Source organism: Pseudomonas sp. KT_2_4 (assembly GCF_041410225.1).
Lineage (GTDB): Bacteria > Pseudomonadota > Gammaproteobacteria > Pseudomonadales > Pseudomonadaceae > Aquipseudomonas > Aquipseudomonas paracarnis.
Window position 1 is genome coordinate 2,392,297 of the sequence record NZ_CP166962.1, and the last position, 17,940, is coordinate 2,410,236.

A 17,940-nucleotide genomic window follows, 5' to 3' on the forward strand; every position below is an offset into this window, starting at 1 on the left:
CGAACCTGGAGAAACCCCATGTCCTCTCTGGCAATGAGTTCTTTCGTAGAACAACAGATCGTCCTGCATCAATTCACCGCCAAACACTGCGCGCAGGCGCGCGTCATGCTGGGCTGGAGCCGCGAAGCGCTGGCTCGCCAGGCTGGCGTGGCGGTGCAAGCCATTGAACAATTGGAAGACCACGGCGACGTGGACGATGAAACCCGTTTGATCCTGGCGTTTCGCCTGGAGGCCGAAGGGCTGGTGTTTTTCCCGGGGTTCGCACCGGGGTGGGGGATGAGTGCGCGCCGGTTCGATACCCCGGCGGCGCAACCTTCTGCACAAAGCCTTATCTCTCAATTGATGGGTTCAACCGTGGCAACCAGCCGAGGCTGACTCAACTCAGCCGTTGGTGGCCTCAACCGTTTTATCTGGACTGTCTGGTGTTTGCGTAGAAGGAGCACCTGGGAGAAAAGCCGGTTCTTGAATGGCCTGCGAGGCTTGTTCATAACCATGGGCGACTGACAGCAAGGTGGCTTCACTCTTGCCGGAGCCATACACGTAAATTGCCGTGGGCATGCCTTCATCATCCATACCTGATGGAACAGATATACCGGGGTACCCGGCGGCCGCACTATAGAAATAGTTGTGCGTCAGAAAATTCGATACCATGGCGTCGAGCTTGTGCTCCTTCAGGGGGTCATCAATGGTCTTCTGAAATACAGGAAGGATGGCTTCCCACAATACCTCGCGCTTTTGCGGCGAGGTCTCCAGCTCATTGATCATTTCCAGCAATTTCTGGTCAGGCTCATCAGGTTTCTGCGTGCGTTTGATAAAAGCAATCAGCTCAGCAAGTGACTTGACGGGCAAACCTTCCCGCCCAGCCAAATAGTCTTCCAGTTGTTGCTTGACCTCCGAGAATATCGCCTCGTTATAACCCTCATAGGCTTCATCGGGGACACCGGCGTCCAACCGCTCCAAGGGCACTAGAATTGCACCCTGGGCCTTCATCACTTCGAGCGCCGCCTCATAGTGCTTGCGGTCTGCACGCTTGGCCGGGTCTTTGGCCTCCTCTGCGGACAATTCAGGCAAAGGGGTATAGCCAATTCGCTTACCCTTCAAGGCATCAGCGCGCAGGCCCTCGGTGTAGACGTTGGTCTCGGTCATTGCATTGAGTGCTTCTGCCGCATCACAGATATTGCGGGTGAAGGTCCCCACCGCGTCCATGCGGGTGCTGGTCATGACGCCTTCGGTACTGACCAGGCCCGTCGTTGTTTTCAGGCCAAACACACCGTTGTAGGCTGCGGGGCTGATGATTGATCCGTTGGTTTCCAACCCCAGTGCCACGGGCACATGCCCCTGGGCGACCGCCACGGCCGAACCTGAACTCGAGCCGGCCACCGTCCCTCCGAGTCGATGTGGGTTCAACGTCTGGCCACCTCGGGAGCTCCAGCCATCCGCCGATTTGAGTGAGCGAAAGTTGGACAGCTCACTCATATTGGTTTTGCCTACAATCACCACGCCAGCTTTCAGCAAATTGTCGACGACCTTGGCATTCCGGGCGGCAGGCGCACCCACCAACGCCTTGGAGCCTGCACTGGTCTGCATGCGGTCATTGGTTTCAAAGACATCCTTGAGCGCTATCGGCACGCCATGCAAGTACCCGCGTACGCGGCCATTGGCACGTTCCTGATCGCGGGCCTTCGCCTCCCTCATGGCATCCGGGTTGGTTTCCAAAAACGCATTGCCGCCCTGTAGCCCACGATCAATATTGGCAATTTGTTTGAGCGAGTCCTTCAACAGTGACTCTGAGGTGACGCCGCCTCCTTGGGCCATCTCCGCTGACATCTGGCAGGCACTCTTGAAACCTTGCACCGGGTTTGAAAGCTCCTGAAGCAGGCCCGTGGCCCATCCACCTGCCGAAACTGGTCCGATCATGAAGTGCCCCTCTGTTTGACTGAGTGTGAGAGCTATCGGTCGATAGCGCCGCACCAGTCTAAGAGCCGACCACCCACCACTATTTCAGGCGAATCCTGCCACTGCGTCCTACCCTTCGCAGCCCGATGTAGGCATCAATACCTACGGCCGCAGCACGCGGTAAGCTCGTACCAGTGCCGCCAAGCGATCACCCGCCCAGCGCGCACCGTAAAACCAGACCTTGGAGCCGTCTTCCAGGGTTTCACACATACTGGGGTAGCCGCTTTTACAGGCGTGATGAAAGGCGGCTTCGGGATCCTCTGACACCAAGGCATCAAGGCGAAGACCTACCACCAGCTCGTCGATTTCATGACAAGCCTGCTCACAATCACCGCTGCGCTGCATATCCACTGCCACGCATTGCGCACCAGCCTGGCGCAGGGTGTCGAAGACTCGGTTCAAGGCCGCACTGCGTGCGACCCGTTCAACCTGCTTGCCCTGCACATAATGCTCGGCATAGCCGATACGATATCCCGTCAGCGGCAGCGAGGCGGTGAAGGTGGTGTTATTCAATACCAGCGGTACCTCCACCATCACCGGTTCGGTAGGGTCAACGCCGCTGATGGCGATCAGCGATAGCGCGGGATCGCGCACCGGCCGTATATGGGGAGCCAAGGCGTTATACCCAGGTATGGGCGTAGCGCCGGCACGTTGCTCGGTGCCAAAGACAATAGAAGGGGGAGCGGCACCGGGGGGTAAAGCGGGAACGTCGACGGCGTTCATTAGCGATGCCAGCGGTTGAGCTGACGCACACGGCAAACCCATCTTCCAAAGTTTCTTACAATGGCTGTCCATCGAAACATCCTCCCGGAGATAAAATTCCCGGGGGATCATCGCACTCTCTCTTGGCCTTTGTCGCAGGGCTGAAATTCGCTGAAAAGCTCTTTTCCAACGGGCCTTTGGCTCAGCCTGCTGCGTGTTCGTTGACCGATTGAGGTTCCACTTCCAGCCACCAGGCATGCCCACGCTCAGGCTGGTTCAAGCGAAAAGCCTGGCCCATCGCCGGAGTGGTGATCGAAACATTGCGCTCCCAGGCCAGGGCCATGATGCGGTCGAAGGGCTCATGCCAGGCGTGGAAGGCCAGGTCGAAGGTGCCATTGTGAATCGGCAGCAGCCAGCGCCCTTTAAGGTCGATATGCGCCTGTAGTGTCTGCTCCGGCTGCATGTGCACATGGGGCCAATCGACATTGTAAGCGCCGGTTTCCATCAGGGTCAGGTCAAACGGCCCGTATTGCTCGCCGATGCGTTTGAAACCGTCGAAATAGCCCGTATCGCCACTAAAAAAGATACGCCGCGTGTCGTCGATCATCACCCAGGAGCACCACAGGGTCTGGTTGCCATCAAACAGGCCGCGCCCGGAAAAGTGCTGGGCCGGCGTGCAGACAAAACGAACGCCATCGACCTCGGTGCCCTGCCACCATTGCAACTGGCGGACTTTGCTGGCATCCACGCCCCATTTGACCAGTGTGTCGCCCACGCCCAGGGGCGCCAGGAAGTAGCGGGTCTTTTCGGCCAATTGGACCACCGCTTTGCGGTCGAGATGGTCGTAATGATTGTGGGAAAGGATCACCGCTTCCAGCGCAGGCAGCTCTTCAAGACTGATAGGCGGCTGATGAAAACGCTTGGGGCCGGCCCAACGCAATGGCGAGGCGCGTTCGGCAAACACCGGGTCGGTGACCCAGAATTTACCGCGCATTTTCAGCAGCACGGTTGAATGGCCGAGGCGATACACGCTGTGATCAGGGGCGGCCAATAACTGCTCGCGGGTCAGTGGCTGTACCGGAATCTGCCCCACCGGCCGTGTCGTTCGCGGCTTGTTGAATAGCATGTTCCAGAAAATGCGCAGGGTCTTGCCCAAGCCACCGTGCTGCACCGGCGTGTCGTTGCTGAAGTGCCCCAGGCCCTGCTCGGCAGGCTTGGGCGCCGAGGGCGCAGGGTCGAGACGGGTTGAAATCGTAGCCATGACAAAGTGACTCCTGCGGTCCGCTCAAGTATTACACTGCACAGTGTAGTTTCTAGATTGCAACAAAATCCGGAGCAAGTAAACTGCCCGGTGTAATTTCATTGTTGAGTCGAATGCCTTCCATGACTGCCCCCAAACGCCTCACCGAGCGTAAACGCGAAGCCATCGTGGCGGCGGCGATTGCCGAATTTCGCGAGCACGGCTTCGAGGTCACCAGCATGGACAAGATCGCCGCCAGCGCTGGCGTTTCCAAGCGCACCGTGTACAACCACTTCCCCAGCAAGGAAGAACTGTTCGCCGAGATCCTCCACCAACTGTGGGCCAGCAGCGTTGCCCAACTGGACGTGATCTACACCAGTGACCGCCCACTGCGCGACCAACTACGCACGTTGCTGGAAGCGAAAATGCAGATGATGTCAGACGCCAACTTCCTCGACCTGGCACGCGTGGCCATTGCTGCCACTATCCATTCGCCGGAGCGCGCGCAAGACATGGTCAACCGCCTCAGTGCGCGGGAAGAAGGCTTTACCCAATGGGTGCGCGCCGCCCAGGAAGACGGCCGCCTCACCGGCACCGACCCGGCGTTCGCCGCCCACCAGATCCAAAGCCTGCTCAAGGCCTTTGCATTCTGGCCGCAAATCACCCTCGGCCAGCCCACCCTCGACCCTGCCACCCAGGCCCACGTCATCGAATCGGCCATCGACCTGTTCCTCGCCGGCTACGAAGCCAGCACGCAGCGCACGCCCCAGTAAGCCCTGTTGCAGGAGCGACATTTAAGGTCGTTTATGGCGTTTTTGCCCGCTGTTTTGCGCAAATGGCCTGGAAGGACACTGATTAATCCCACAGGAATAATCGACAATCCACCTTTCTTATCCGACCACCGGCTCTGCCCGCTGACGCGTGCTGTTGCACCCGCAAAAAAGTTGACCCAGGACACTATGGAAAACAGACGAGGCAAAGGGCTTTCATTTGCCAGGCGTATCTACACGCCAAGGATTATCGGCCTGGGTATCGGTAGCATCAGCGTAATCGGGGCTTTGTATCCCTTGTCGATGCCCGGTTGGGTCTGGGCGTTGCTGCTGTTCAACGGCATTGCCTGGCCGCATGTGGCGTACCTGATTTCCACTCACTCGCCATTTCCCTACCAGGCCGAACAACGCAACCTGCTGTATGACTCAGTGCTGGGCGGATTCTGGGCCGCGGCCACTCAGTTTTCGCCACTGACAGCGGTGACTATTCTGTCGATGATGGCCATGAACAACGTCGCAGCCGGTGGCAAACGCCTGCTCCTGCGCGGGTTGCTGGCACAGGCGGCCGGTATCGCGGTGGCCTGGGGCCTGTTCGGCATCAAGTTCGACCCCAGCGTCAGCCTCACCGAGGTCTACACCTGCCTGCCGATGCTGACGCTCTACCCGATGGCCATCGGCATGGTCTGTTACCAGTTGGCGATCAAACTGTCGCAACACAAACGCGCCCTCAGCGCCCTGAGCCGCATCGACAGCCTCACCGGCCTGCTCAACCATGGTTCCTGGAAAGACCTGCTGAACCTCAAGTTTCACAAGTGCCAACAGCAACACGGCCAAGCGACCATTGCTTTGATCGATATCGACCACTTCAAGCACATCAATGACGTTCATGGCCACACCGTGGGTGACGCGGTGCTGCGCCAGTTGAGCCAAGCGCTGCGCGAACACTTGCGCGAAGAAGACCTGGCCGGCCGCTATGGCGGCGATGAGTTCTGTGTGATTCTTCCGAAAATGCCCCTGCAAGCCGCTGCGCAGGTAATGGAGCATCTACGCGAAACCTTCAGTCACTATCGGCATCCGCAAATCCCAGACCTGCGCGTCAGCCTGAGCATTGGCCTGGCGGATTTCCACCCGTCCTTCAAGGACGCGGTCATGTGGCTCGATGCTGCGGATCGCGCGTTGTACACCGCCAAAAACAGCGGCCGCAACCGCGTCGAGATCAGCGAATGCACGGTCGTTCATTCAGCCTGAGTTGTCTGATGACACCTCGTCCGAATCTTGCTCCGCCCACCTGCTGCAATAGCATAATGCCGCCATTGGTCGCCTGGCCAAAATAGTCCTGCCTGACGAGCGAACTTCCAGGCCGATTGATCACTCTGAGACCGTTGTTCTACCCCCCTCTGTCAGCACCAGGAAGCTGGCAATGAGCAAGTCAACCGTAAGGCCAGGGGCCCTACGGGGTCAGGCGCAAATACATGGACCCCGCATACGCTTGCATGCCCGAGCCCTCCACCATGCTATTTCACGCTCACAAGAAAACCATCAGTACCCTGCAACACAGCCTTGCCCAACAGACCAGCCTGCTGGACGCCATCGAGCGCTCCATGGCCGTGATCGAATTCGACCTGCAAGGTACCGTGCTGCGCGCCAATGACAACTTCTTCAAGACCATGGGCTACCGCGCCGAACAGATCCTGGGGCAGCCCCATCGGATGTTCTGTACCCCGGCGTTCGCCCGCAGCGCGGACTACAACCAGTTATGGACGCACCTGCGCAACGGCCAATTCCAGTCGGGCACCTTTGAACGAGTAGGCGGCAACGGCGCCTCGGTGTGGCTGGAAGCCAGCTATAACCCGGTACGGGATGAAGCGGGGAATGTAATCAAAGTGGTGAAATACGCCATGGACGTCACCCCGCGCCTGCAAGCCGAGAGCGAAGCCAACGCCAAGCTTGCAGCCATCGACCGCGCCATGGCGATGATCGAGTTCAACCTCGACGGCACCATCATCACCGCCAACGGCAATTTCCTGCAGCGCATGGGCTACAGCCTGGCGCAGATCCAGGGCAAGCATCACCGCCTGTTTTGCACGGCCGAACTGGCCAACAGTGCGGCCTACAGCGAGTTCTGGAAGCGCTTGAACCAGGGCGAGCTGTTCAATGGCCAGTTCGAGCGGGTGGATAAACACGGCCAGGTCGTGTGGCTGGAAGCCAACTACAACCCGGTCTACGACGCCAGCGGGCGCTTGTGCAAAGTGGTGAAGTTCGCCTCGGACGTCACCGCCCGCGTGCTACAGCATGCCGCTGACGCACAGAGCGCCGCCCAGGCTTATCACCTGTCGTTGAACACCCAGGAGATGGCGGAAAAAGGCGCTGAGGTGATTCAGAAGACCGCCAGCGGCATGCGTGAAATTGCCGTGGATATCGACACCTCTTCGCAACTGATCGCCAAGCTGGGCGAACGCTCGCAACAGATCACCGCCATCGTCAACACCATTCGCGGCATTGCCGACCAGACCAACCTGCTGGCCCTCAACGCCGCCATCGAAGCCGCCCGCGCCGGCGAGCAGGGACGTGGCTTTGCCGTGGTGGCCGATGAAGTGCGGCAACTGGCCGCGCGCACCAGCGGCTCCACCGCGGAAATCTCCGGCATGATCGCCATGATCCAGGACGAAACCCGCCAAGCCATCGACAGCATGGACGCCACCCGCGACCGCGCTGCCCAGGGTGTGGAACTGGCCAACCAGGCCGGCACGGTGATCCTGCAGATTCGCGAAGGTACCGGCGAGGCGGTACAAGCGGTAAGCGCGTTTGCCAATGAGCGGGGCAATCGCTGAACCCTTGGCGCTGGCTGTCTGAGGGTTAACTTCGCAGCCAGCGCACATGCCGCCCCAACTCATCAAACAGCGTCACCACCGAGCGCAACGCCCGACAATCAGGCCGCGTCAACAACCACAACGCCGTATCGTGCCCTGCCAGCGCAGGGCCCAGCGGTTGCACGCCATTCCCGACTAGAAAATCCGGCAGCGCCGCTACGCCCAACCCTGCGCGCACTAATTCGGCCACCGACTGCATGCTGTTGCACCGATAACGGAGACGCACGCCCGGCAAATACTCACGGCGCCAGGCGACGGTGGGGTGATCGGGTAAAAAATCGTCCGGCGCGATCCAGGCCAGATCGGCCCACTCATGGTCTGGGTGCAGGCGCGCATAGTCGGCACTGGCACACACCTGATACGCCACCGCCCCCAGGCAACGTCCGACAAGATGCTCCGGCGGCGCCGTGGTCAGGCGCAGGGCGATATCCGCATCGCGGCGGCTGAGGTTGGCGAAGTCATTGGAGGTGCTCAGTTCCAGGGTCAACGCCGGGTAGGCCGGCATGAACTGCGCGAGGGCCGGCAACAGCAAGCCTTGCAACACTGAGTCGGTGCAGGTCAGGCGCACGGTGCCGCTGATCACTTCACCGCCCTGTTCCACGCCAATACGCGCCGCCTCCAGCGCCTGCTCGGCACGCTCGGCCTGTTGGGCCAGGTTGCTCGCCAGGCTGGTGGGCAAATAACCGGCACGGCTTTTTTCAAACAGGGTTTGGCCCAGCGCCGCCTCCAGCCGCCGCACCGCACGGAACACCGTGGATACATCGACCCGCAGCAGCGCCGCCGCCCGCGCCAGCGTACCGCCGCGCACCAGGGCCAGGACCAATGACAGGTCGGCGTAGTCAATTTGATAGTGCGTAGCTGCATTGAACATATGGGCAAACGCCAATATTGATTGCGTGAACGCCAATCTATAGTGGGTATCAACCCACCACAAGCCATGGGACGTACACGATGCCAACCCCCGCGCTGCACCTTGCCCTGATCGGTGACTACAACCCTGATGTGACCGCCCACCAAGCCATTCCCATGGCCCTGCAACAGGCCGCCGACGCTCTGGGCCTGAGCGTCCACGTGCAATGGCTGGCCACCGACACCCTTACCTCCACTTCTGCCCTGAGCGACTTCGACGGCTTCTGGTGCGTGCCCGGCAGCCCCTATCGCGACGTCGACGGCGCCCTGCGCGCGATACGTTTTGCCCGCGAACAAGGTCGCCCTTTCCTCGGTACCTGCGGCGGTTTTCAACATGCCGTGCTGGAATATGCCCGCCATGTGCTCGGCTGGGCCGATGCCCAGCACGGCGAATTAATGCCCGATGCTGAGCGCGCTGTCATCACGCCGCTGGACTGCTCCCTGGTGGAAGTGAACGACACCGTGCGCCTGGCCGCGTACACGCGCATTGCCCAGGCCTACGGCAGCCTGGACATCCACGAGGGTTACCGTTGCCGCTACGGCATCAACCCCACCTTTGCCGACGCCCTGCTGGACGCCAACCTGATTCCCACCGGCCACGATTCGGCGGGCGATCTGCGCGCGGTGGAACTGCTCGACCACCCGTTCTTCGTCGCCACCCTGTTCCAGCCCGAACGCGCCGCACTCAAGGGCATCACGCCGCCGCTGGTGATTGCGCTGCTCAAGGCCTGCCAGGAGGTATCGGCATGATTGCCAAAACACCCGCCCCACCTTATTACGCGGTAATTTTCAGCTCGCTGCGCACCGACGCCGACCGGGGTTATGGCGAGGCCGCCACGCGCATGCTGGAACTGGCCAGGCAACAACCGGGGTTTCTTGGGGTGGAATCGGCGCGGGAGGATGGGCTGGGGATCACCGTGTCCTACTGGGCCAGCGAGGCGGCGATCCTGGCCTGGAAACAACAGGCTGAGCATCGGCAGGTGCGCGAGCAAGGGCGGGCCATTTGGTATGCGGCGTTTCACACGCGGGTGTGCAAGGTAGAGCGGGCCTACACCTTCTCCACTTGAATCACCGAACCCGGTGGGAGCTGGCTTGCCTGCGATGCAGACACCTCGGTGATGCAGTGAAACCGCAGTGAGACTATCGCAGGCAAGCCAGCTCCCACATTTGCTCGTCATCGTTAGCAATCGCGGACGCTCAGCTCACCAAACTGCGCAACGCGCTGATCTGCGGGATCTCTACCCGGCGCATATACACACGCAGCGGCTCGGTGATGTTGATGCGCTCGTCGATATTCTGGTCGAGCAACAACTGCAGGCGCGCTCGGCACAGGGTCATGGTGTGGTCGGCGGCCGGCAGCCAGACGAACTCGGCCGTGGGGATGATGCCGTCATCGGCCACGTCCATGCCGAATGAGTCTTCGCTGAATCGTACGATGTACTGGCCGGTCTTGCGGTTGAGGCCGACAAAACCCTGGAGTTGGTCGGCGGCCTGGCAGATAAGCTCGGAAGTGATGCGCATGGTAAACCTCACTGAAAAGTCCCACAGGGACTGGAAAGATGGTTTACACGCGTGGCAGAAAATACCGCCCTCTGGCGGGGCAGCTACCCGTAAGAATACTGCATCACCCTGCAAAAAAGTCGACAAAATTGGCCGGTGCGCACGTTAATGTCGGTTTGGTGATAGCGCCGTTCGCAATCAATTGTTAAAAAGGACACCTTCTCAAAGTTACCTCCACGAAAGGACTTCGCATATGCCTGTCACGTTTTCCAAAAGCGCCTTGCTGCTGGCGTTGATGCTCGGCCTTGGCCAGGCACAGGCTGCCGAGCCGGTCAGCCCGGCCGAATTGGCGACAAACGAAGGCATTCCCTACCCTGCCGTGATCGCTCACCGTGGTGCTTCCTACGATGCGCCTGAATCCACCGCCGCTGCCTACAAGGTTGCACGCGACCTGGGCGCCGACTACCTGGAACTGGACCTGCAACGTAGCAAGGACGGCGTGCTGTTCGCCCTGCACGACAACAACCTGCAGCGCACCACCGACGTCGCCACCAAGTTCCCCGAGCGCAAAGACGCGCCTGCCAACGAGTTCACCTGGAAAGAACTGCAAACCCTCGACGCCGGCAGCTGGTTCAACGCCGCCTACCCGGACCGCGCGCGCCCTGGTTTCGTTGGCCTGAAAATCCTGAGCCTGGACGACATCATCAAGATCGCCGAAGGCAACCCCTCGCACAAACCCGGCCTGTACATCGAGACCAAGGAGCCCAAGCAGTTCCCCGGTATCGAAGCCGACCTGAAAAACAAGCTGCTCGACAAAGGCTGGCTGAGCTCCGCCGGCTCCAAACTGGGCAAGAGCAACACCGGTGTCGGCCAAGGCAAGGGCCGCGTGGTGCTGCAAACCTTCGAAACCGCCAGCCTCAAAGAGCTGCAGAAGGAAATGCCCAACACTCCGAAAATCCTGCTGTTGTGGGTGGGTGAAGGCAGCATCGAGCCCAAATCCAAAGTGACCTTCGCCGAGTCTGGCGAATCCACCAAGGCCGCCTACTACGCCAAGCAAGAGCCTAAAGACGCTGCCGAATTCGAAAAATGGGTTGATGAAGCCAAAAGCCTCGGCGCCATCGGCACCGGCCCGTCGGCCGAGCTGACCGACCACGGCGACCAGAGCTACACCGACCTGGTGAAGCCTGAAATGAACAAGCTGACCCACGACAAGGGCCTGCTGGTGCATGTGTATACGGTGGATGAGCCGGTGGACTTCGAGAAAGTGATGAAGGCCGGCGTCGATGGCATTTTCACCAACCGCGCCGCCGAGCTGTTGAAGTTCTACAAGCGCTGGCCGTCGTCCAGCGTGCAAGACCTGCTCAACGACCATAAGTACTAAAAGCGTTAGTGTCAGTGAGCCATTAAGGATGAGTTAAGTTGCGCCGGTTAATCTGGCGCCACTTAAACAGCTCAACCTAAGAAGGACACACACCATGAAAACCTTGACTGCCCTGTTCGCTGCTACTGCCCTGACCTTGACTGCCGGCCTGGCCCAGGCTGATGTCCGTCCGGACCAGATTCCTAGCCTGCTCAAGTCCGGTGAAGTGATGGCGTTCGAAAAGCTTAACGCCGCCGCCGTCGCCCAACAAGCCGGCGCGACCATCAACGATACCGAGTTGGATCACGAAGCTGGCAAGCTGGTCTACGAAGTGGACCTGACCGACACCACCGGCAAGAAATGGGATGTGAAGCTCGACGCCAAGACCGGTGCCGTGCTGGAAAACAAGCAAGACACCTGAGTTGAACCTTGAAAAAACGCGCCACCTTCGGGTGGCGCGTTTTTTTATGCGCGCCTCAAACCGTCACATAACCGTCATACCGCCTTGCAATGATTCGCTCAGGAAGCTGTGAAACGTCCTACAGGCCCTTTCTCTGCGAGTCGCCATGAACCACAGCATCGACCACGGCCATCAAGATTCCGATCTGTTTGGCCTGCTTTACGGTTTTCGTTTTCGCCCCGGCGAGAAAGGCCAACAAATTGATTCCGCCACCGCCCTCGCCGCCTTACAGCACCCGCCAGACCCGGACGAATTCCTGTGGCTGCACCTGAACCTGGCGCACGCCGCCTGCGAGCGCTGGATGCAGGCGCATTTATCGCTGCCGGAAGAGTTTTTTGAAGCCTTGCATGAGGGCTCACGCTCCACGCGCATCGAGCATGTGGACTCGGCCTTGTTGGCAGTGGTCAACGATGTGGTGTTCAACTTCAGCAGCATGGTGTCGTCGGATATTTCCACGCTATGGGTGTGCGCTCGCAGCCGCTTGCTGGTGAGCGCGCGCCTGCAGCCTTTGCACTCGGTGGATAAATTGCGCTCGTCGGTGAAGGCCGGCGAACACTTTCGCTCCCCCTTGGAGCTGTTGGTGCACCTGCTGCGCGACCAGGGCGAAGTGCTGACGCAGATCGTGCGCAAGACCAGTATCAGCGTCGACCATATCGAAGATCAGCTGTTGTCTTCGCGCCTGTCCACCAACCGCGCCGAACTGGGTGCCGCTCGCCGCGTGCTGGTGCGCCTGCAACGCCTGCTGGCGCTGGAACCGGGCTCGCTGCTGCGCCTGCTCAATCGCCCGCCGCAATGGCTGCAAAAGGAAGACGTGAAGGAGTTACGCAAATCCACCGAGGAGTTTGCGCTGATCATCAACGACCTGACCGCCTTGGGGGAACGCATCAAGCTGTTGCAGGAAGAGATCGCCGCCAACCTCAATGAACAGAGCAACCGCACGCTGTTTACCCTCACGGTGGTGACGGTGCTGGCGCTGCCGATCAATATCATTGCCGGCTTTTTTGGCATGAATGTGGGTGGGGTGCCGCTTTCCCAGGATCCGGAAGGCTTCTGGATACTGGTGGCCTTGGTCGCAACCTTCACCCTGATCGCTGGACGGTGGGCATTCCGCAAATTCTCAAATTGAAATAAGCCCAAACTGTGGGAGCTGGCTTGCCTGCGATTGCGGTGTATCAGCCAACACAATGCAAGCTGACCCACCGCTATCGCAGGCAAGCCAGCTCCCACAGGGTTTTGCGTTTATTCAGTGTTTGAAGCGTCCAGCCACTGATCGCCGGGCATTGCGCACATTCTCAAATTGAAATGAGCCCAACTGTGGGAGCTGGCTTGCCTGCGATTGCGGTGTATCAGCCAACACAATGCAAGCTGGCCCACCGCTATCGCAGGCAAGCCAGCTCCCACAGCAGTTTGCGTTTATTCAGTGATTGAAGAGTCCCGTCATCGCTTTGAGGCGCTTCTTGTACACCCGCCGCGCCTCCAAAGCCTCCTCGAGGCTCACCGCCACAAACCCCGCTCGCTGGTTGGGCTGCATCTGCCCGATCAAGTCCAGGTCGGCGCTGATCACCGTGCCAATCATCGCGTAGCCACCGCCCGACACCGCATCGCGGTGCAACACAATCGGCTCCAGCCCCGCCGGTACTTGAATCGAGCCAATCGGGTAGCAACTGTCCACGATGTTGGAAGGATCGGAGCCCGCGCCAAACGGCTGTTCCCGTGGCTGGAAGCTCAACGCGCTGCCGCCCTTGAAGCGGTAGCCGATGCGATCGGCCTCGGAGCCCACCGTCCACGGCTCGGCAAAAAAAGCTGCTTTTGGCCTCGTCAGTCAAGCGCTCGTAATACAGCCCCGGCACTACCCGCAACGTCACATCGCCGCCGACCGAACGCCGCAACGCCATCGGCAAGCTGTTGCCCGCACGCCCCATACCGCTGGCGGTACCGATCGGCAATTGATCGCCCTCCTGCAAGCGTCGGCCGTTAAACCCGCCGAGGGCGCCGAGTGTGTAGGTGGAGCGGCTGCCGAGCACCAACGGCACGTCGATACCGCCGGCGACGGCGAGGTAGGTGCGTGCGCCGGCCTTGGGAAACTCGAACCGCAGCACCTGCCCGGCGCGCACGGCAAAGGCGGTGTCCTGGTGCACCACTTCACCGTCCAGGCGCGGCGACATCAAGGCGCCGCTCAAAGCCACCAGCGCGTCCTGCTGGAACTCCAGCTCCGGCCCGATCAGCGTGCATTCCAGGCCCGCCGCGCCCACAGGATTGCCCACCAGGTGGTTGGCCGCACTCAACGCGTATTGGTCCAGCGCCCCCGACGGCGGGATGCCCAAGTGGTAATAACCTTCGCGGCCCAGGTCCTGCACGGAGGTGGCGAGGCCAGGTTTGAGGACCTTGATCATGCCAGCGCCTCCTGCAGGGTTTTCGGGTAGCCGATGGGGTCGGCAAGAAAGGCATCCAGGGAAAACTCCACCGGGCGGATGCGCAAGTCGAAACGACCGGCGTCCACCTCGGCGACCGCCAGGTCATAAGCCTCGCGGTCCATCGGCTTGAACTGCACGATATCGCCAGGGCGGAAGAACACCATGTGCTCCTTGAGGTACGCCAACTGCTGCGCCGGGTCGTAGATCGGTGCCGGGGTAACGCCGAACATCTGGTAACCGCCCGCGCCACGCACCGAGTAGATACACCCAAAGCAGCCGCCATGGCCCAGGGTCAGTTTCGGCGTGTCGGTGCGTGGGCGCAGGTATTTGGGCACCTGCAATTGCCGCTCGCGTTCGACCATCTGGAACATGAACGGCAAGCCCGCGACAAAGCCGACCATCGACACAAACCACGGCGCGCCACTGTGGGCGGCGATGAACGCGTCCACGTCGGCCAGGCCATTGATGCGTGCCGCGTATTCCAGGTCTGTGCCGCTGGGGTCTTGGTGGCAGTCACGAAAACGCATCAGGGTTTCGCGGGTCCAGGGGTCGTTATAGAGCACCGGGATTTCGATGATGCGCGTGCGCAAGGTGCGTTCGGCCACGGCCTGGGCTTCGGCGCTTTGCACGGCGTCGAGCAGCGCGTGAGGGGCGATACGGTCAGGGTCGAAGCGAATCTGGAACGATGCGTTGGCCAGGCAGACATCCAGTACGCCTTCCAGTGCCAGGCGCTCCACGGCGCGGGTCACCGCCATGCCCTTGAAAAAAGCCTCCAGGGACATGCTGTTGCTGACCTCGGCAAACAGGTGTTCATCACCGCCGAAGCTGTAGCGGATGGGGGACGTTTCAGCCATGTCTGTTCCTCTTGGAATCATTGTAGAAAGGCAGGCAAAAAAGTAAGGGTTGGCTCTTATTGGGGAGGTCTGACGTCGATACCCGTCTGGTCCAGGGCTTCACGGGTGGCCTCCACCAGCTCCAGGGCGCCAGGGGTGTCGCTGTGCAGGCAGATGGAATCGAATTCGATCGCCAGGTCTTCGCCTTCGACGGTACGTACCAGGCCGGCCTGACACGCACGCAAGACCCGGGCGGCCACTGTGGCGGGGTCCAGCGCCCGCACATTGCGGGTAAACACGATGGAACCGCTGAGGTCGTATTCACGGTCGGCATAAAACTCGCGCACCACCGGCTGCCCCAGTTCCTTGGCAATGCGCCAGATCACCGAGTTGGGCATGCAGTACAGCATCAGCGTGGGCTCGATGATTTGCAGGTTTTGCACCAACAGCCGGGCGGCCTCTTCATCGCGGGCCAGGTGCATGTAGAGCGCGCCGTGAGGCTTGATATGTTGCAGGGTCACGCCTTGGGCGCGGGCCATTTCACGCAAGGCACCGAGCTGGTAGAGCATGTCGTCCACCAGTTCCTGGGCCGGTGCGTTGATATGCCGACGACCGAAACCCACCAGGTCACGAAAGCCTGGGTGCGCGCCGATGGCCACACCCAGTTGCTTGGCGCGCTCGACGGTGCGGCGCATGGTGCCGGGGTCGCCTGCGTGAAAGCCGGTGGCGATATTGGCCGAACTGATATAGGCCATCAGCTCTGCGTCGACGCCGTCGCCGATGGTCCAGGGGCCAAAGCCTTCGCCCATGTCTGAATTGAAATCCACTGCCTGCATCGAGGTCGCTCCGCCAAAGGTGATGCCCGCAAAGTAGGCCGTGGCTTGACCCCTTGGGAAGATCTATTATCAGATGGCCCATCTTCTGAAAATCAGATAGCTTTTTATCCTCGACCCCCGATCGTTCCCACGCTCTGCGTGGGAATGCAGCCATGGACGCTCTGCGTCCGCACTTGAGACCGTGACGCGCAGCGTCACAAGAGACATTCCCACGCAGAGCGTGGGAACGATCAATAAGCAGAGTGCGATATGTCTTTAACCTTGCGCCAGGTTCGCTATTTCGTCGCCACTGCGGAAATCGGCCAGATTTCCCAGGCAGCAATTCACCTGAATATTTCCCAATCGGCGGTGACCACAGCGATCAAGGAGCTGGAAGCCATGCTCGGCGTGCAGTTGTTCGTGCGCTCGGCCCAAGGCATGAACCTCACCGACGCGGGGCGGCATTTTCTCAACCGTGCCTATGTGATTGTGCGCAGCGTGGAGGATGCCCTCAACAGCCCGTTGCCGGACTACCGCGCCAGCGGCGTGCTGCGGGTGGCGGCCAGCTACACCGTGCTGGGTTATTTCCTGCCGCACCATTTACAGCGCATGGAGCATTGGCATCCGGACGTGACCATCGAGGTGTTCGAACAGGAGCGCCAGGCCATCGAACAGGGCCTGCTCGACGGCCAGTTCGACATGGCTGTGGTGCTCACTGCCAACCTCACCCACGCGGATATCGTCTCGGAAATTCTATTCAACTCCGAACGCCGCCTGTGGCTGCCCAGCCATCACCCATTGTGCGAACGCGGTGCCGTGAGCCTGGCCGACGTGGCCCAAGAACCCTACATCTTGCTCACCGTCGATGAAGCCGAACACAGCGCCATGCGCTACTGGGAACAGGCCGGGCAAACGCCCAAGGTGCGGCTGCGCACCAGCTCGGTGGAGGCGGTGCGCAGCATGGTTGCCAATGGCAGCGGCGTGGCGATCCTGTCAGACCTGGTGCACCGGCCCTGGTCCCTGGAAGGCAAACGCATCGAAACCCTGACCGTGACCGACCCGGTCACACCCATGAGCGTCGGCCTGGCCTGGCACCGCGAGCGCGCGTTTACCCCCGCGATGCAAGCGTTCCGGGATTACTTCCACGACGCGTTCCTGGCGCCCCAGCAGTTGTCGGCACGCCGTTAAAGATGAGCTTGCAGGGTGGCGGTCAACCAGTCCATGAACACCCGCACCCGCAACGGCAGATGCCGCTGGCCGGCGTACAGCAACGACACATCCAAGGGCGGCGCCTGGTAGTCGGGCAGCACCGCCACCAACTCGCCGCTGGCCAACAAGTCGTGTATCCCGAGTTGCGGCACCTGGGTAATGCCAAACCCGCCCAGGCACGCCGATTGATAGGCGTCGGTGCTGTTGACCGTCACCCGGCCTGCCATCGGCAGCCGCTGCACCTTGTTGCCCACCAGGTATTCGAACCCGGCCGAGCGTGCGCCCAGCGGCCGCACGTAATGCACCAACTGATGATGCGCCAGGTCTGCCAGGGTGTCGGGCACGCCATACCGTTGCAGGTACGCCGCGCTCGCGCAGTTGACCATCGGCATGCTGCACACCCGCCGCGCTACCACAGTTTGATCGGGCTGGGCGCCGACGCGCACCACGCAATCAAAACCTTCGGCGATCAGGTCCACCTGGCGGTCCGAACAGCTGATTTCCATGTCGATCAGCGGATGGCGCGCCATGAACGTGGGCAAGTTCGGCAAGATCACGCCCCGCGCCATGACATTGGGCATGTCCACCCGTATGCGTCCGGCCAATTGGGTTTCGTCCTGACGGAACAAACCTTCCAACTCTTCCATGTGCGCCAGCAGATCCTTGCTGCGCTCATACAACACACGACCATCCTGGGTCGCCTGCACCTTGCGCGTGGTGCGTTGCAACAGCCGAGCGCCGAGCAACTCCTCCAACGCCTGCACATGCTCGGAGACCGTAGAGCGCGGCAAGCCCAGGCTTTGGCCGGCCTGGGTAAAGCTCGACAACTCAGTAACGCGTACGAAGGTGCGCAGCAGCTCAAGCTTGTTCATTAGATTGTTCGCCTTATCCGGCCAGTGATT

At 60.7% G+C, this 17,940-nt stretch carries 18 protein-coding genes and 1 pseudogene; 10 read left to right on the top strand and 9 right to left on the bottom strand.

Going from position 1 to position 17,940, the window contains the following annotated elements:
- Positions 1–18 precede the first annotated feature (18 nt).
- The gene (locus AB9N64_RS11000) at positions 19–375 is read left to right on the top strand and encodes a transcriptional regulator (protein ID WP_014719611.1); all 357 of its coding nucleotides are present in this window, start codon (positions 19–21) and stop codon (positions 373–375) included.
- Positions 376–381: 6 nt separating this feature from the next.
- On the opposite strand, the gene AB9N64_RS11005 is transcribed toward AB9N64_RS11000, so the two are convergent.
- The 3 genes from AB9N64_RS11005 to AB9N64_RS11015 form a co-directional block, all read right to left on the bottom strand.
- Complete coding sequence (locus AB9N64_RS11005; RefSeq protein WP_371360388.1) at positions 382–1,827, bottom strand: amidase family protein; 1,446 nt, start codon at positions 1,825–1,827, stop codon at positions 382–384.
- A gap of 231 nt (positions 1,828–2,058) precedes the next feature.
- Positions 2,059–2,679, bottom strand: coding sequence for a hypothetical protein (locus AB9N64_RS11010; RefSeq protein WP_224797016.1), 621 nt, complete (start codon positions 2,677–2,679; stop codon positions 2,059–2,061).
- A 181-nt stretch (positions 2,680–2,860) separates the two neighbouring features.
- The gene (locus tag AB9N64_RS11015) at positions 2,861–3,919 is read right to left on the bottom strand and encodes an MBL fold metallo-hydrolase (RefSeq protein WP_014719614.1); all 1,059 of its coding nucleotides are present in this window, start codon (positions 3,917–3,919) and stop codon (positions 2,861–2,863) included.
- Positions 3,920–4,041: 122 nt separating this feature from the next.
- On the opposite strand from AB9N64_RS11015, the gene AB9N64_RS11020 reads away from it, so the two are divergent.
- The 3 genes from AB9N64_RS11020 to AB9N64_RS11030 all read left to right on the top strand — a co-directional run bounded on the left by AB9N64_RS11020 (position 4,042) and on the right by AB9N64_RS11030 (position 7,499).
- The gene (locus AB9N64_RS11020; protein WP_014719615.1) at positions 4,042–4,671 is read left to right on the top strand and encodes a TetR/AcrR family transcriptional regulator; all 630 of its coding nucleotides are present in this window, start codon (positions 4,042–4,044) and stop codon (positions 4,669–4,671) included.
- Positions 4,672–4,857: 186 nt separating this feature from the next.
- A complete protein-coding gene (locus tag AB9N64_RS11025) occupies positions 4,858–5,916 on the top strand; it encodes a diguanylate cyclase (RefSeq protein WP_371360255.1) in 1,059 nt (352 codons plus the stop codon).
- Between the two features lie 263 nt (positions 5,917–6,179).
- Complete coding sequence (locus tag AB9N64_RS11030; protein ID WP_020303112.1) at positions 6,180–7,499, top strand: PAS domain-containing methyl-accepting chemotaxis protein; 1,320 nt, start codon at positions 6,180–6,182, stop codon at positions 7,497–7,499.
- A 25-nt stretch (positions 7,500–7,524) separates the two neighbouring features.
- Here the strand turns inward: AB9N64_RS11030 and AB9N64_RS11035 are convergent, their stop codons facing one another.
- Positions 7,525–8,409, bottom strand: a complete 885-nt coding sequence (locus AB9N64_RS11035; protein ID WP_014719618.1) for a LysR family transcriptional regulator — start codon at positions 8,407–8,409, stop codon at positions 7,525–7,527.
- Positions 8,410–8,489: 80 nt separating this feature from the next.
- On the opposite strand from AB9N64_RS11035, the gene AB9N64_RS11040 reads away from it, so the two are divergent.
- Together AB9N64_RS11040 and AB9N64_RS11045 are read left to right on the top strand one after the other, a co-directional pair.
- Positions 8,490–9,197: a CTP synthase gene (locus AB9N64_RS11040; RefSeq protein WP_014719619.1), complete on the top strand. Its 708-nt coding sequence runs from the start codon at positions 8,490–8,492 to the stop codon at positions 9,195–9,197.
- The gene (locus tag AB9N64_RS11045; RefSeq protein WP_371360256.1) at positions 9,194–9,514 is read left to right on the top strand and encodes an antibiotic biosynthesis monooxygenase; all 321 of its coding nucleotides are present in this window, start codon (positions 9,194–9,196) and stop codon (positions 9,512–9,514) included. The genes AB9N64_RS11040 and AB9N64_RS11045 overlap by 4 nt, the downstream gene beginning before the upstream one ends.
- 130 nt (positions 9,515–9,644) lie before the next feature.
- Here AB9N64_RS11045 and AB9N64_RS11050 read toward each other — a convergent pair whose 3' ends face one another.
- The gene (locus AB9N64_RS11050) at positions 9,645–9,968 is read right to left on the bottom strand and encodes a DUF2025 family protein (RefSeq protein WP_014719621.1); all 324 of its coding nucleotides are present in this window, start codon (positions 9,966–9,968) and stop codon (positions 9,645–9,647) included.
- Positions 9,969–10,200: 232 nt separating this feature from the next.
- On the opposite strand from AB9N64_RS11050, the gene AB9N64_RS11055 reads away from it, so the two are divergent.
- From AB9N64_RS11055 to AB9N64_RS11065, 3 genes are all read left to right on the top strand, one after another.
- Positions 10,201–11,328 (top strand): glycerophosphodiester phosphodiesterase, encoded by a 1,128-nt coding sequence (locus AB9N64_RS11055; protein ID WP_014719622.1) that lies wholly within the window; start codon positions 10,201–10,203, stop codon positions 11,326–11,328.
- A 94-nt stretch (positions 11,329–11,422) separates the two neighbouring features.
- Positions 11,423–11,728, top strand: a complete 306-nt coding sequence (locus AB9N64_RS11060; protein WP_371360257.1) for a PepSY domain-containing protein — start codon at positions 11,423–11,425, stop codon at positions 11,726–11,728.
- Between the two features lie 145 nt (positions 11,729–11,873).
- Positions 11,874–12,893 (top strand): transporter, encoded by a 1,020-nt coding sequence (locus AB9N64_RS11065; RefSeq protein WP_014719624.1) that lies wholly within the window; start codon positions 11,874–11,876, stop codon positions 12,891–12,893.
- Positions 12,894–13,184: 291 nt separating this feature from the next.
- Here AB9N64_RS11065 and AB9N64_RS11070 read toward each other — a convergent pair.
- The 3 genes and pseudogenes from AB9N64_RS11070 to AB9N64_RS11080 all read right to left on the bottom strand — a co-directional run bounded on the left by AB9N64_RS11070 (position 13,185) and on the right by AB9N64_RS11080 (position 15,850).
- Positions 13,185–14,160, bottom strand: a pseudogene (locus tag AB9N64_RS11070) (biotin-dependent carboxyltransferase family protein).
- Positions 14,157–15,035, bottom strand: coding sequence for an allophanate hydrolase subunit 1 (locus tag AB9N64_RS11075; protein WP_371360258.1), 879 nt, complete (start codon positions 15,033–15,035; stop codon positions 14,157–14,159). Before AB9N64_RS11075 ends, AB9N64_RS11070 begins: the two are co-directional and overlap by 4 nt.
- Positions 15,036–15,091: 56 nt before the next feature.
- Positions 15,092–15,850: a 5-oxoprolinase subunit PxpA gene (locus AB9N64_RS11080; protein WP_371360259.1), complete on the bottom strand. Its 759-nt coding sequence runs from the start codon at positions 15,848–15,850 to the stop codon at positions 15,092–15,094.
- A gap of 249 nt (positions 15,851–16,099) precedes the next feature.
- Here AB9N64_RS11080 and AB9N64_RS11085 point away from each other — a divergent pair, with 249 nt between their 5' ends.
- Positions 16,100–17,017: a LysR family transcriptional regulator gene (locus AB9N64_RS11085; RefSeq protein ID WP_014719628.1), complete on the top strand. Its 918-nt coding sequence runs from the start codon at positions 16,100–16,102 to the stop codon at positions 17,015–17,017.
- On the opposite strand, the gene AB9N64_RS11090 is transcribed toward AB9N64_RS11085, so the two are convergent.
- Positions 17,014–17,910, bottom strand: coding sequence for a LysR family transcriptional regulator (locus AB9N64_RS11090; RefSeq protein ID WP_020303117.1), 897 nt, complete (start codon positions 17,908–17,910; stop codon positions 17,014–17,016). The two genes, AB9N64_RS11085 and AB9N64_RS11090, sit on opposite strands and share 4 nt — an antisense overlap.
- Positions 17,911–17,940: the final 30 nt, after the last annotated feature.

What these genes read in the sequence shown, in the direction of transcription:
- AB9N64_RS11005 (WP_371360388.1), bottom strand. Translation starts at nt 1,827, where the DNA reads ATGTCAGCGGAGATGGCCCAAGGAGGCGGCGTCACCTCAGAGTCACTG.
- AB9N64_RS11075 (WP_371360258.1), bottom strand. Translation starts at nt 15,035, where the DNA reads ATGGCTGAAACGTCCCCCATCCGCTACAGCTTCGGCGGTGATGAACAC.
- AB9N64_RS11060 (WP_371360257.1), top strand. Translation starts at nt 11,423, where the DNA reads ATGAAAACCTTGACTGCCCTGTTCGCTGCTACTGCCCTGACCTTGACT.
- AB9N64_RS11080 (WP_371360259.1), bottom strand. Translation starts at nt 15,850, where the DNA reads ATGCAGGCAGTGGATTTCAATTCAGACATGGGCGAAGGCTTTGGCCCC.
- AB9N64_RS11090 (WP_020303117.1), bottom strand. Translation starts at nt 17,910, where the DNA reads ATGAACAAGCTTGAGCTGCTGCGCACCTTCGTACGCGTTACTGAGTTG.
- AB9N64_RS11040 (WP_014719619.1), top strand. Translation starts at nt 8,490, where the DNA reads ATGCCAACCCCCGCGCTGCACCTTGCCCTGATCGGTGACTACAACCCT.
- AB9N64_RS11020 (WP_014719615.1), top strand. Translation starts at nt 4,042, where the DNA reads ATGACTGCCCCCAAACGCCTCACCGAGCGTAAACGCGAAGCCATCGTG.
- AB9N64_RS11030 (WP_020303112.1), top strand. Translation starts at nt 6,180, where the DNA reads ATGCTATTTCACGCTCACAAGAAAACCATCAGTACCCTGCAACACAGC.
- AB9N64_RS11045 (WP_371360256.1), top strand. Translation starts at nt 9,194, where the DNA reads ATGATTGCCAAAACACCCGCCCCACCTTATTACGCGGTAATTTTCAGC.
- AB9N64_RS11065 (WP_014719624.1), top strand. Translation starts at nt 11,874, where the DNA reads ATGAACCACAGCATCGACCACGGCCATCAAGATTCCGATCTGTTTGGC.
- AB9N64_RS11050 (WP_014719621.1), bottom strand. Translation starts at nt 9,968, where the DNA reads ATGCGCATCACTTCCGAGCTTATCTGCCAGGCCGCCGACCAACTCCAG.
- AB9N64_RS11000 (WP_014719611.1), top strand. Translation starts at nt 19, where the DNA reads ATGTCCTCTCTGGCAATGAGTTCTTTCGTAGAACAACAGATCGTCCTG.
- AB9N64_RS11085 (WP_014719628.1), top strand. Translation starts at nt 16,100, where the DNA reads ATGTCTTTAACCTTGCGCCAGGTTCGCTATTTCGTCGCCACTGCGGAA.
- AB9N64_RS11035 (WP_014719618.1), bottom strand. Translation starts at nt 8,409, where the DNA reads ATGTTCAATGCAGCTACGCACTATCAAATTGACTACGCCGACCTGTCA.
- AB9N64_RS11025 (WP_371360255.1), top strand. Translation starts at nt 4,858, where the DNA reads ATGGAAAACAGACGAGGCAAAGGGCTTTCATTTGCCAGGCGTATCTAC.
- AB9N64_RS11055 (WP_014719622.1), top strand. Translation starts at nt 10,201, where the DNA reads ATGCCTGTCACGTTTTCCAAAAGCGCCTTGCTGCTGGCGTTGATGCTC.
- AB9N64_RS11010 (WP_224797016.1), bottom strand. Translation starts at nt 2,679, where the DNA reads ATGAACGCCGTCGACGTTCCCGCTTTACCCCCCGGTGCCGCTCCCCCT.
- AB9N64_RS11015 (WP_014719614.1), bottom strand. Translation starts at nt 3,919, where the DNA reads ATGGCTACGATTTCAACCCGTCTCGACCCTGCGCCCTCGGCGCCCAAG.